The sequence below is a fragment of the Amaricoccus macauensis genome (assembly GCF_049800915.1).
Lineage (GTDB): Bacteria > Pseudomonadota > Alphaproteobacteria > Rhodobacterales > Rhodobacteraceae > Amaricoccus > Amaricoccus macauensis_A.
In genome coordinates this window covers 172,539-185,261 of the sequence record NZ_JBNAFY010000005.1, presented here as the reverse complement: position 1 = coordinate 185,261, position 12,723 = coordinate 172,539, and the positions used below count along the sequence as shown (strand labels likewise).

Sequence of the window (12,723 nt, the reverse complement as noted above, 5' to 3'; positions counted from 1 at the left end):
GCCGGGCGGCGGAATGGGACCCAGGCGATGAAATTTCTCGATCTGGCGCGGGTGCATATACGCTCGGGCAAGGGCGGCAATGGCGCGGTGAGCTTCCGGCGGGAGAAGTATATCGAGTATGGCGGGCCGGACGGCGGCGACGGCGGCCGGGGAGGCGATGTCTGGGCGGAAGCCGTGGACGGGCTCAACACGCTGATCGATTTCCGCTACCAGCAGCATTTCTTCGCCAAGAACGGGCAGGGCGGCATGGGCCGTCAGCGCACCGGCAAGGGCGGCGACGATATCGTGCTCAAGGTTCCGGCGGGCACCGAGATCCTCGAGGAAGACGAGGAAACGGTGATCGCGGATCTCGCCGAGCCGGGCCAGCGGGTGCTGCTCGCGAAGGGAGGCAATGGCGGCTTCGGCAATCTTCACTTCAAGACCTCCACGAACCAGGCGCCGCGCCATGCCAATCCGGGGCAGGAAGGCGTGGAACGCACCATCTGGCTGAGGCTGAAGCTGATCGCGGATGCAGGGCTCGTCGGGCTGCCGAATGCGGGCAAGTCGACCTTCCTCTCGGTGGTCACGAACGCAAAGCCCAAGGTGGCCGACTACCCCTTCACCACGATCCATCCCAATCTGGGCGTTGTCCGGGTCGACGAGCGCGAGTTCGTGCTGGCCGACATTCCGGGGCTGATCGAGGGCGCACATGAGGGCCGGGGGCTTGGCGATCTCTTCCTCGGGCATGTGGAGCGCTGCGCGGTGCTGCTGCATCTCGTCGATGGCACGTCCGAGACCATCGCGCAGGATTACGAGGTGATCGAGCACGAGCTGGAAGCCTATGGAGAGATCCTCTCGCAGAAGCCGCGCATCCTGGCGCTGAACAAGGTCGATGCGCTGGACGACGAGGAGCGGGAGGCCGCGGCGGCCGAGCTGCGCGAGGTGTCGGGCATGGAGGTGCACATGCTCTCGGGCGCGACCCGCGAAGGCATCGAAGGCGTTCTGCGGGCGCTCTACCCACGCATCGCGGCGACCCGGAAGGAGGAGTCGGTGGCGGAGAGTTCGGTGGAGCCGGAAGCATGGAGGCCCTGACGTCCGCCGAGCGGATCGCGCGCGCGAAACGCATCGTCATCAAGATCGGTTCAGCCCTGCTGGTTTCGGAAGAGACCGACGAACCCCGGCTCGAGTGGCTGGCGGCGCTGGCGGAAGACGTGGCGGCGTTGCAGGCGGGCGGCAAGCAGGTCGTGATCGTCTCCTCGGGGTCGATCGCGCTCGGCCGCAAGGTCCTCCAGCTTGCCGACGGTGTATTGTCGCTCGAACAGTCGCAGGCTTCGGCCGCAGTGGGGCAGATCCGGCTGGCGCGGGCCTATGAGCGCGCGCTCGCCCCACATGGAATCCGGACGGCGCAGGTTCTGGTGACGCTGGAGGACAGCCAGATCCGGCGGCGCTATCTCAATTCGCGCCGCACCCTCGACATGCTGCTTTCGCTGGGCACGGTGCCGATCGTCAACGAGAACGACACGGTGGCGACGGACGAGATCCGCTATGGCGACAACGACCGGCTCGCGGCACAGGTGGCGAGCATGGCGGGCGCGGACCTGCTGGTCCTGCTGTCGGATGTGGACGGGCTCTACACCGCCAACCCGCGCGACGATGCGACCGCGCGCAGGCTCGAGACCGTTCCGGTCGTCACGCCGGAGATCGAGGCGATGGCGGGCGGCACCGGTACGGCGCTTTCCAAGGGCGGCATGAAGACGAAGATCATGGCGGCGCGTGCGGCAATGGCCTCGGGCTGTGCCATGGCGATCACCAAGGGGGCGGTGAACCGGCCGATCTCGGCGTTGATCGATGGTGCGGCCTGCACCTGGTTCGAGGCCGATGGTGACCCGCATGCGGCGCGCAAGCGCTGGATTACGGGCATGAAGTCGCGCGGGCAGATCACGGTGGACGCGGGCGCGGTGGCCGCGCTCGAGAAGGGGCGCTCGCTCCTGCCCGCGGGTGTCATCTCCGTCGAGGGGGATTTCGCGCGCGGCGACCCGGTGGACATTGTCGGGCCAGCGGGCGATGTGGTGGCGAAGGCGCTCGCGGGATATGATCGCGCGGAAGCGGGAATCATCATGGGGCACCGCTCGAGCGAGATCGCGGGGCTCCTGGGCTATACCGGGCGCGCGGCAATCGTGCACCGCGATGATATGGTGATGCGGAGAGGAGGACGCAGATGAACATGATGTCTGACATCAAGTCTCTGATGCAGAGCATTGGAGAACAAGCGAAATCCGCGAGCGTGCTGCTCGCCTCCGCAAGCCCGGCTCAGAAGGCCCTTGCACTGGAGGCCGCGGCCGATGCGGTCTGGGCGGCACGCGCGGACATCCTTGACGCGAATGCCATCGACATGACGGCGGCGCGCGAGAAGGGCATTTCGGGCGCGATGCTCGATCGGCTCGAACTCACCGAAGCGCGGATCGAGGGCATCGTCGGCAGTCTGCGCGCCATTGCGGCGCAGGAGGATCCCGTGGGTGCGGTGACGGCCGAGTGGGATCAGCCCAACGGGCTGCATATCCGCCGGGTGCGGACCCCCATTGGCGTGATCGGGGTGATCTTCGAAAGCCGCCCGAACGTGACGGCGGATGCGGGCGCGCTTTGCCTGAAGGCGGGCAATGCGGCGATCCTGCGCGGCGGCTCCGAAAGCTTGAACTCGTCGCGAGCGATCCACGCCGCACTGGTCGAGGGTCTGAAGGCCGCGGGACTGCCCGAGACGGCGATCCAGCTCGTGCCCACGACCGACCGGGCAGCGGTGGGCGAAATGCTGACCATGACCCAGCATATCGACGTGATCGTGCCGCGGGGCGGCAAGGGGCTGGTGGCGCGCGTTCAGGCGGATGCGCGGGTGCCGGTCTTCGCCCATCTCGAGGGGATCGTTCATATCTATATCGACAAGGCCGCCGATCTCGAGAAGACGCGCGCCGTGGTGATGAATGCGAAGACACGGCGCACCGGGATCTGTGGCGCGGCGGAATGTCTGCTCATTGACCGGGACTTCTTCGAGGCGCATGGCGCGCCTTTCGTGGAGGATCTCCTGCAGGCCGGTGTCGAGGTTCGGGCCGGGGCCGATCTTCTTGGTCTCGAGGGCGTTGTGCCCGCAGGCGAGGAGGACTGGGGCCGAGAGTATCTCGACAGCATCATCGCCGCCAAGATCGTCGATGGGGTCGAAGGGGCCATCGCCCATATCCGCCAGCATGGATCGAACCACACCGATTGCGTGATGACCGAGGATGACGCGGTGGCGGAGCGGTTCTTCCAGGAGCTCGACAGCGCGATCCTGATGCGGAACACCTCGACCCAGTTCGCCGATGGGGGCGAGTTCGGCATGGGGGCGGAGATCGGAATCGCCACCGGCAAGCTTCATGCGCGGGGCCCGGTCGGTGCCGAGCAGCTGACCAGCTTCAAATACCTCGTGGACAGCAAGGGCGCGGTGCGCGGCTGATTTCTCCTCTTCGGCCTTGTTTCATGGGGTTAGAGGGCTAGATTGCCGCGTCCTGCCCGGATCCGGGCGTGATGCATTGGAGGGAACATGCTTTCGAACGCCCCGATCTGGATGCTGCTGGGTCTCTTTATCGCCGCCGCCGTGGTGATTCTGTTCTCCGGACTGCGGATGACGGATGTCGCGGACCGGATCGCGGATCGGACAGGCCTCGGCGAGGCACTGGTGGGGGGTGTTCTGCTTGGGGCGGCCACGTCGCTCTCGGGCACGATCGTCTCGATCACTTCGGCTCTCGACGGGCGGGTTTCGCTGGCTTTCTCGAACGGCGTGGGCGGTATCGCGGCGCAGACGGCATTCCTGGCCCTCGCCGATCTGATGCATCGCCGGGCCAATCTCGAACATGCGGCGGCCGAGATCACCAATATCCTGCAGGGTGTGCTGCTGCTTCTGATGCTGGCCCTGCCGGTTCTGGCCTATTCGGCGCCGGATGTGACGTTCTGGGGTGTGCATCCTGTTTCCTTCGTGCTGGTCGCGATCTATTTCGCCGGGCTCAAGGCCGTGCGGGCGGCGCAGGAAGGCCCGATGTGGGAGCCGGTGAGAACCGACGAGACTGAAGAGGACGTGCCGGACGAACCCGAGGCGGAGGCTGGCGCATCCAAGTCGCTCTTCGTGGGTTTCGGCCTGCTGATGCTGGTGATGGGGGTTGCGGGCTGGCTGATCGCGCAGGTCGCCGGGGAGGTGATCGACCGCTTCGGTGTCTCGGCTTCGCTCGTGGGCGCGCTCTTCACCGCCGTGGTGACCTCGCTGCCCGAGCTTGTCACGACGCTTGCGGCCGTGCGGCGCGGGGCGTTGCAGCTTGCGGTCGGGGGGATCATCGGCGGAAATACCTTCGACGTCCTGTTCCTGACGATCTCGGATGTGAGCTACCGGGAGGGCTCTCTCTATCACGCGGCCGGATCGGCGGACTATTTCTGGCTTTCGATCGGGATGATCATGACCGCGGTTCTCACGCTCGGGATGCTGATCCGGCAGAAGGACGGTCCGGGTGGAATTGGTGTTGAAAGTGCCGCGATCCTCGCGATCTATGTGGGCGCGATAGCGGTTCAGGCGGTCATGTGACGCGGGGGGCCGCGCTGGAAGGAGGCGGGGCCGGCATGGGGCAATCCTCGAATGCGGACGTGCGGTGGGGCATCATCGGGTGCGGTGATGTCACGGAAGTGAAGAGCGGGCCGGCTTTCGGCAAGATCGAAGGGTCGGCGCTCGTCAACGTCATGCGGCGTGACGGTGCGAAGGCGGCGGATTACGCGCGCCGCCACGGGGTGCCACGCTGGACCGCGGATGCAGACACGCTGATCGGCGACCCGGATGTGACGGCGGTCTACGTAGCGACGCCGCCCTCGACCCACGCGGATTACGCGATCCGCGCGCTCGAAGCGGGCAAGGATGTGCTGGTCGAGAAGCCCATGGCGCTGACCCTCGAGGCGTGTGACCGCATGGCGGCGGCTGCGCGGGAGACGGGACAGAAGCTCTGTGTTTCCTACTACCGGCGGGCGGTGCCGCGCTTCGAGCGGCTGCGCGAGATCATCCAGGGCGGGGAGATCGGTGTGCCGCGCGCCATCGAGGTGCGGCATTTCCGGCCTGCGGATGAGTTTCCCGCCCAGGCCTGGAAGCTCGATCCATCGGTTGGCGGCGGGGGCATCTTCGCCGATGTGCACACCCATACGCTCGACTGGCTGTCCTACGTCTTCGGTCCGCCGGTGGCGGCGCGGGGGCTCGCGAAACGCCAGGCGGGGCTCTATGCCGCCGAGGACCTGGTGGCGTTCCTGCTGGATTTCGGCGATCTGCCTGCGGTGGGGATCTGTGCCTATGCGACCGATCAGCATGACGAGGCGGTAACGGTTCACGGGTCGGCGGGGATGGTCAGCATGGGGGCGTTCCGGAAGGCGCCGATCCGGTTGACGCGGGGCGGTGTGACGGAAGAGATCGAGATCGCCGATCCGCCGCATATCCATCAGCCGCTGATCGAACGGGTTGTCGCGCATTTCCGCGGGCTTGGGGAAAACCCATGTGGACCGGAGGCCGGGCGGCTGGGAGTCGAACTTGTGGGGAAGATCTATGAGGGGATCTGACGTGTCTCGGTTTCTGGCGCTGGCGGTGACGCTGTTTCTGGCAGGGGCCGCGGACGCCGCAGGCGTGCGGCAATTTGCCATCCTGTCGGGCACGCGGGGCTCCGACCTCGATATGACGGTCTGGTATCCGGCGGGGGATGGCGGAGATCCGGTCGTGTTGGGGGAGAACCCGTTCTTCGAGGGAACGCCCGCGGTGCGCGACGCGCCGATTGCGGCGGGGCGCTTTCCGCTGGTGCTTCTGTCGCATGGCGCGGGGCTGGCGGGGCGCGCGGAGGCAATGAGCTGGATTGCGACGCCGCTGGCGGACCGGGGTTTTGTCGTCGCAGCCCCCACGCATCCGGGAAATACGGGGCCGGACCGCTCCGCGGCAGAAACCATGAAGCTCTGGCTGAGGCCCACCGATCTCTCCGAGGCGCTTGATGCCATAGAGCAGGATGAGGCGTTCGCCAGGCAGCTCGATGATGGGAAAGTCGGTGTTCTGGGCCTGTCGATGGGCGGACACACGGCGCTGGCGATGGCCGGGGCGCAAATCGATCCCGCGAAGTTGGCAGCCTATTGCGATGCTCCGCACCGCAACCCCTCGCTCTGCGCCTGGGTCGTGCAGAGCGGCGTGGATTTGCACGCGATGGATATGACTGCTGCGGGGAAAGATCATGCCGACGGGCGGATCGACATCGCGATGGCCATCGATCCCGCCATGAGCGACGTGTTTGCAGCCGGAACATTTGCCGGTGTGGACACCCCAGTCTGGCTGGTCAATCTCGGGCGGGAGGGGGAGGTTCCAGCGAGCGTGGACGCATCAGGCGTTGCGGCGGCATTGCCGGAAGCTCGCTACGTCAGGATCGAGGACGCCAGCCACTTCAGCATGTTCGGGCTCTGCAAGCCGGATGCATCGGCACTTGCCGAGGAAATGGAAATTGAGGAGCCGATCTGCTCGGATGGTGGTTCGAACGGTAGCGCGGCGGATCGCGCCCTGATCCATGCCCGCATCATCGAACTGGCGGCAGAGGCATTTGGCCAGGCCTGGGTCGAGAAGTGAGAGCGAGCCGCCTACGCCTGGCAGGCGGCGCCGAGGTTCCGGGCCGTGATCAGCCGCGCCAGGTGCGGACGGGGCCGCAATCCATGTGGACGAAGTTCGACCGGTAGTAGGTGCCCACGCCGCCCGCGTTGCAGGCAAGGGCCGCACCCGCGACCTGCTTGGTCGAACGGCTCTTGAGGCGCACGTCGGCGGCCATGGCCTTCATGTGGTAGGAGTTGCTCGCCGCGCCCCGGAGCATCCGGTTGGTCCGCTGGGTGCGGAAGCCGGAGATCACGAGATAGGGCTCTTCGGTGTCGAGCATCTTCTGGGTGGCGGCGAGGATGTCGATGTTGTGGGGGTCGTAGTTCATCATCGCGTTCTGCCGCCAGTCGCGCATGAAGTAGGTGATCTCCTTCATCACCTCGTCGATGTAACGGCCGTTGGCATAATAGATCGCGTCGATCGACTCGCCGGTGCGCTGGCTGTACATGCGCACGCGGCGAACATCACCGGATCTGCGCAGAAAACCGGGCGCACGGGCATAGACCGGCGCTGCGGCAACCGTGCATAGACCTGCGAATACACCGAGAATTGTCCGCCTCGAGGGGCGGTAGTCATCACTGCTCATGATTTGACTGCCTTGCTTCTTTCACACTGCCTCAGTTTTTTATTGTCGGGCTTATTTTGCCTGTGCCCTGTGATTTTGATGCCATAGGTTGCCCATTTTTCCAAGAGGCCTTTTCGCCGCCTTCCCGTGCGGCACAAAAAAACGATCAAGGTTAATTCGACGTTATTGGGTGAGAAAGTTTTGATCGAATTGCCCGGGCGGCGGCTCCTTGTTTCGGGGCCTCGCGCGGGCTAGACTCACATCAACGCAAGAAGCGAAAGAAAGTGAAAAAGAGGCAGGCATGACATCGAGTTCATTTGCGCGTGCCTTGTGCGCCTGCGCCACGGCGGCGCTCCTGGTCCATCCCGTGATGGCTCAGGACAGCATGGCGCAGGAGGGCAGTGGCGCGATCGAGGCGATTCCCGCAGCCTTCGAAGCGGATGCGCTTTCGCCCGAAGCCATGGCATTCGAGGTGGCGCTGGCGTCCCAGACCGAAGGGTTCAGCGAGGACGAGCGCGCAGCCATCGGCGGTTTCTACGAGAGCCGTGATTTCCAGCCCTACTGGACAGCGGGAAGCGCGGCCCCTCTCGCTGCGCTTCGGGCGGCGATCGGCACGGCGAGCGCCCAGGGCCTGCCGGCGAACCGCTATGATCTTTCGGCCCTTGAGGCCACCGATGGAGCGCCCGAGGGCGCCGCCGCGGTTCCGCTCGAACTGGCGGCGATGCGCGCCTATCTGCAGTGGGGTGGCGATCTCACCGGCGGGATCGTGCGGCCCCTGAGCGTGGACGACGAAATCAATGTCCGCCCCGAGCGCGCCACGGCGGGTGATCTTCTGGGCCGGCTTGCGGATGGAAGCGCCTCGGACGTTCTGAGCGGGCTCGAGCCGCAGGACCCGGACTATGCCGCGCTCATGGCGGAACGGAAGCGGCTCACGGCCATGGCGCAGGATGGCGGATTGGGACCGCGCGTGCCCACCGGGCCCTCGCTGCATGTAGGCGAGAGCAGCCCGCGGGTCGTTGCATTGCGGGATCGGCTTGCGAAGCTCGGCTATGCCTCCGAGACGGAGGGAGATGCGCGCACGGCATTGGTCGAGACGGCCGGCGCGCCCGATGCGGCTCCGGCTTTTGACGCGACCGCATTCGATCCGCGCCTCGAGGCGGAACTCAAGGCATTCCAGCGGGATCAAGGCCTCAACGATGATGGCGTGGCAGGACCCCGCACGCTGGCGGCGCTCAATGTCTCGGTTGCGGATCGCATCCGGATGATCGACGTCAACCTCGAGCGGATGCGCTGGTTCAACCGCGATCTCGGCAATCGGCGGATCGAGGTCAACATCCCGGACTATTCGGTCGAGATGATCGAGAACGGCGCGGTTGTCTGGTCGTCGCGCACGGTTGTCGGCGAAGTGGAAGAGACGCGAACGCCCGAGTTTTCCGACGAGATGACGCATATGGTCGTCAACCCGACCTGGCACATTCCCGACAGTATCGCCACGCGGGTCTATCTGCCGAAGCTGCGCTCCGACCCGGATGTGCTGCGGCGCAACGGGATGAGCCTCTTCACGCGGTCGGGGATGGAGATCAACCCGAGCCTCGTCGATTTCAGCCAGTACAGCGCCGAAACCTTCCCGTTCCGGGTGAAGCAGAATCCGAGTTCGGCCAATGCGTTGGGGCGGGTGAAGTTCATGTTCCCCAACCAGTTCGCGATCTATCTTCATGATACGCCGGCGCGTCAGTATTTCGCGCGGGATGCGCGGGCGCTTTCGAACGGCTGCATCCGGCTCGAAAAGCCGCTGGAGCTTGCCTATGTGCTGCTGGACGGCCAGGTGAGCAATCCGGAGGCGCGGTTCGACGGCTGGCTCGCATCGAAATCCGAGACCTATGTCAATCTCGATGATCCGGTTCAGGTCCATCTGATGTATCGGACGGTGTTTGTCGATGAAACGGGCAAGATCCGGTATCGTGAGGATATCTATGGCCGCGACGCGAAGGTTTTCGCAGCGCTTCAGGCGCGCGGTGTGCAATTGCCGGATGGCGTGCAGGGCTGAGGCTCTGTGCGTGCATCCCCGGGGGGCGACATGATTACCGTGGAAGAACTGGCCGACGCGCTCGGCGGCGGATATGCGGGCGACGGCAGCCTGGAATTGAGCGGCCCGGCGGAGCCCGCCTCCGCAAGCCCGGACCAGATCGCGCTGGCGATGGACCCGAAATATGCCGCGGCCCTTTCGCAGGGCGAGGCGCGCTGTGCGATCCTCTGGCCTGGTGCCGACTGGCAGGAATACGGGCTGGATGCGGCGATCTTCGCGCCCCGTCCGCGCTACGTGCTTTCGGGGGTGACGAGGGTCTTCGACCCGGTTTCCGTGCCGCGCCCCGGCATCCACCCCACGGCCGTGATCGCCTCGGACGTGCAGCTTCCCTCGGACACCTATGTCGGACCGCTGGTGGTGATCGAGAGCGGCGTCAAAATCGGGGCCGGCGCGCGCATCCATTCGCATGTGTCCATCGGTCAGGACACGGAGATCGGTGAGGGGGCGCTGCTCCATTCCGGAGTTCGAATCGGCGCGCGCATCCGCATCGGCGACCGGTTCATTGCCCAGCCCGGCTGCGTGGTGGGTGGCGACGGTTTCTCCTTCGTGACGCCGCAGCCCGGCATCGTCGAGGAAGCGCGGGCCACGGGCGCCGTGGCAGCCGAGGACCAGTCGGCCTACGTGCGGATCAACTCGCTGGGTTCGGTCGTGATCGGCGATGATGTGGAACTGGGCGCAAATGCCTGCATCGACCGCGGCACGATCGCGGACACCACGATCGGCGACGGCACCAAGATCGACAACCTCGTGCAGATCGGTCACAATGTACGGATCGGGAGCACCTGTCTCGTCTGCGGGCATGTGGCGGTCGGTGGCAGCACCGTGATCGGCGACCGTGTGGTGCTCGGGGGCAGGGCGGCTGTGGCCGATCATCTGACCATCGGGGCAAACTCGGTGATCACCGGCAACTCGGGTGTTGCGAGCAACGTGCCGCCCAACCGGGTCATGATGGGATATCCGGCGGTTCGGATGGACCAGAATGTGGAGATGTACAAGGCGTTGCGCAGGCTTCCGCGTGCGTTGGAGAAGCTCGCGAAGGCGGAAAAATGAGTTTCAAATTCCGGTCGAAACGAGTAGATGATCGCGGATCAGGATGACCGGATGGAGTGGACATGGCTGAAGTCGTCAAGGAATCCGTGAAGGAAAGGGTCGTGACGATCCTTGCAGAACAGGCTGTGATGGATCCTTCGGAGGTCTCCATGGACGCGACCCTCGAAGATCTGGGGATCGATTCACTTGGCCTGGTGGAAACGGTCTTCGCGATCGAGGAAAGTTTCGACATCCAGGTTCCCTTCAATGCGAACGAGCCGGAAAACGGCGACTTCGATATCAGCAGTGTGGCGACCATCGTGGACGCGGTTGAGAAGCTGATCGCTCAGAAGCATTGACGTGACTGAACGCCGTGTGGTGATTACCGGCCAGGGCGCATTCAATGCCCTGGGCAATTCAGCCCGAGAGACCATGGACGCCATGCGGGAAGGCCGCTCCGGCATCGGTCCACTCGCGTTCGAGGATGTCGAACGGCTTTCGATCCGCATCGGCGGGCAGGTGAACGGCTACGAGCCGCAGGACCATTTCTCCCGGCAACAACTTACGCTTTTCGATCGCTTCACGCAGTTTGCGCTGCTCTCGGCCCGCGAGGCCATCGAGGAGGCGGGGCTCGGTTTCGAGGGCGAGCTGGCCGAACGTTCCGGTGTCGTGCTCGGCACGTCGGGGGGCGGTCTGGGCACGCAGGACGAGAATTACCGGCTGGTCTATCAGGAAGGTAAGAACAGGGTTCATCCTTTCGTGGTGCCGCGCCTGATGAACAATGCCGCGGCAAGCCATATCTCCATGGAGCACAATCTCCAGGGGCCGAGCTTCACGGTTTCGACCGCCTGTTCCTCCTCGAACCATGCGATGGGGCAAGCCTGGTCGCTAATCCGGTCCGGTCAGGCGGATGTGGTGATCACCGGGGGCAGCGAGAGCATGTTGTGTTTCGGGGGCATCAAGGCCTGGGAAGGGCTGCGGGTGATGTCGAAGGATGGCTGCCGCCCCTTCTCCAAGACACGCAACGGCATGGTGCAGGGCGAAGGCGCCGCGATGTTCGTCTTCGAGGATCTGGAGCACGCGAAGGCCCGTGGCGCCGTGATTCTGGCGGAGGTCAAGGGATTTGCCATGACGTCGGATGCATCCGACATCGTGATGCCGAACCGGCAGGGCGCGGTGCGGGCGATGCGCGGTGCGTTGCGCTGTGCGGGCATGGCGCCGGAAGAGATCGGCTACATCAACGCGCACGGAACCGGCACGACCGCGAACGACAAGACCGAATGCGCGGCGGTGCGCGAGGCGTTCGGATCGCACGCCGATACGCTCATGATCTCCTCGACCAAGTCGATGCACGGGCATCTGATCGGCGGGACGGGGGCGGTGGAGCTTCTGGCCTGCACCATGGCCTTGCGCGACGGGGTGATCGCCCCGACGATCAACTACGAGGAACCAGACCCGGATTGCGATCTGGATATCGTTCCGAATGTCGCACGCGAGCAGGCGGTCAAGGCGGTCATGACGAATGCCTTCGCCTTTGGCGGGCTCAACGCCGTGCTGGTGCTGTCACGTTTCAGTTGAGGTAGTGTCGCCACCCGCGGCGCGGACCGGCGCGGGGGCGATGCGGGACGCGGGGCCCCGGATTCAGTTCGGGATCGGCTCAAGCGCGTCCATCGCGGCGGTGAAGCCGGAGAGCGACAGTTGGAGATCCACAGGGGTTCCTGGCGCGCCGACCGAGAACAGCGTCAGCGTGGCATTGGTGCCCTGCTCGTAGACCGCGACTTCTTCCTCGCTCAGGGCGAAGCGGGCAAAACACCCGCCGGCGTCGCACCAGATGAACGGGTAGCTGCGGCGCTCCCCGCCATCGACAGAGAGCGAAAGGCCGGGGCGAAGCAACGTGCCGAGAGGGGTGAGAATCGTCACGCCGGCACTGGCGGGCGAATCGTTGTCGAGCCGCACGATATTGATCTCCGCGACCGGGTTCTCGTTCTGGTCACGGGCGAGTTGATACATGAAGCATTCGCTTTCGTCCGGCGCGCAGCGGACATCCCAGTCACCGTGGGTTTCGCGCAGCTTGATGCGAATCTCTCCTTGTGCCGGATCGCCGACCTGGGAGCCGGGTGCGGCTGGCGCTGGCGCCGCCGGTGCGGGCTGGGCCTCCTGAGCCCATGCCGATGCCCCAAGGGAGAGAGCCGTGACGGTGAGGGTTGCGGCCAATAGCTGAAGCTTCATGATCTGCTCGTGTCCTGTGATCTCTTGTTCCGGTTGGGACGCTTCGGGGATGTCACTCGACTCATGCCCTGTCAACACGCAAGGCGATGAACGCCATCAGGGCTGCGGCGCCGGTTCAAGGAAAATCTCTGCCCGGAAACGAAAGAGAGTATCAGTCGGACCGAT

The 12,723-nt window shown here is 65.2% G+C and carries 12 protein-coding genes; 10 read left to right on the top strand and 2 right to left on the bottom strand.

Features of this window, described 5'->3' with window-relative positions; genetic code table 11:
* The first annotated feature begins 27 nt into the window (after positions 1-27).
* The 6 genes from obgE (at position 28) to ACP15W_RS14205 (ending at position 6,628) form a co-directional block, all read left to right on the top strand.
* A complete protein-coding gene (gene obgE / locus ACP15W_RS14230) occupies positions 28-1,071 on the top strand; it encodes a GTPase ObgE (RefSeq protein ID WP_424933573.1) in 1,044 nt (347 codons plus the stop codon).
* Positions 1,059-2,201, top strand: coding sequence for a glutamate 5-kinase (gene proB / locus ACP15W_RS14225; protein WP_424933572.1), 1,143 nt, complete (start codon positions 1,059-1,061; stop codon positions 2,199-2,201). Before obgE ends, proB begins: the two co-directional genes overlap by 13 nt.
* Positions 2,198-3,463 (top strand): glutamate-5-semialdehyde dehydrogenase, encoded by a 1,266-nt coding sequence (locus ACP15W_RS14220; RefSeq protein ID WP_424933571.1) that lies wholly within the window; start codon positions 2,198-2,200, stop codon positions 3,461-3,463. Before proB ends, ACP15W_RS14220 begins: the two co-directional genes overlap by 4 nt.
* Before the next feature lie 87 nt (positions 3,464-3,550).
* Positions 3,551-4,579: a sodium:calcium antiporter gene (locus tag ACP15W_RS14215; RefSeq protein WP_424933570.1), complete on the top strand. Its 1,029-nt coding sequence runs from the start codon at positions 3,551-3,553 to the stop codon at positions 4,577-4,579.
* A 35-nt stretch (positions 4,580-4,614) separates the two neighbouring features.
* Positions 4,615-5,589: a Gfo/Idh/MocA family protein gene (locus tag ACP15W_RS14210; RefSeq protein ID WP_424933569.1), complete on the top strand. Its 975-nt coding sequence runs from the start codon at positions 4,615-4,617 to the stop codon at positions 5,587-5,589.
* Position 5,590: 1 nt separating this feature from the next.
* On the top strand, positions 5,591-6,628 hold the full coding sequence (locus ACP15W_RS14205; RefSeq protein WP_424933568.1) for an alpha/beta hydrolase family protein: 1,038 nt from the start codon (positions 5,591-5,593) through the stop codon (positions 6,626-6,628).
* 49 nt (positions 6,629-6,677) lie between these two features.
* On the opposite strand, the gene ACP15W_RS14200 is transcribed toward ACP15W_RS14205, so the two are convergent.
* Entirely contained in the window at positions 6,678-7,235 is a 558-nt protein-coding gene (locus ACP15W_RS14200; protein ID WP_424933567.1) for a YcbK family protein, read from the bottom strand.
* 280 nt (positions 7,236-7,515) lie between these two features.
* Between ACP15W_RS14200 and ACP15W_RS14195 the strand changes: the two genes are divergently transcribed.
* The 4 genes from ACP15W_RS14195 (at position 7,516) to ACP15W_RS14180 (ending at position 11,907) form a co-directional block, all read left to right on the top strand.
* Positions 7,516-9,261, top strand: a complete 1,746-nt coding sequence (locus ACP15W_RS14195) for a L,D-transpeptidase family protein (protein ID WP_424933566.1) — start codon at positions 7,516-7,518, stop codon at positions 9,259-9,261.
* A 30-nt stretch (positions 9,262-9,291) separates the two neighbouring features.
* Positions 9,292-10,350: a UDP-3-O-(3-hydroxymyristoyl)glucosamine N-acyltransferase gene (lpxD, locus tag ACP15W_RS14190; RefSeq protein WP_424933565.1), complete on the top strand. Its 1,059-nt coding sequence runs from the start codon at positions 9,292-9,294 to the stop codon at positions 10,348-10,350.
* Positions 10,351-10,412: 62 nt separating this feature from the next.
* Positions 10,413-10,688 carry an acyl carrier protein gene (locus ACP15W_RS14185; RefSeq protein WP_424933564.1) on the top strand — a complete coding sequence of 92 codons (276 nt, stop codon included), beginning with the start codon at positions 10,413-10,415 and terminating at the stop codon, positions 10,686-10,688.
* 1 nt (position 10,689) lies between these two features.
* Positions 10,690-11,907: a beta-ketoacyl-[acyl-carrier-protein] synthase family protein gene (locus ACP15W_RS14180; RefSeq protein WP_424933563.1), complete on the top strand. Its 1,218-nt coding sequence runs from the start codon at positions 10,690-10,692 to the stop codon at positions 11,905-11,907.
* 63 nt (positions 11,908-11,970) lie between these two features.
* Here the strand turns inward: ACP15W_RS14180 and ACP15W_RS14175 are convergent, their stop codons facing one another.
* Complete coding sequence (locus ACP15W_RS14175) at positions 11,971-12,558, bottom strand: invasion associated locus B family protein (RefSeq protein ID WP_424933562.1); 588 nt, start codon at positions 12,556-12,558, stop codon at positions 11,971-11,973.
* Between the last annotated feature and the right edge of the window lie 165 nt (positions 12,559-12,723).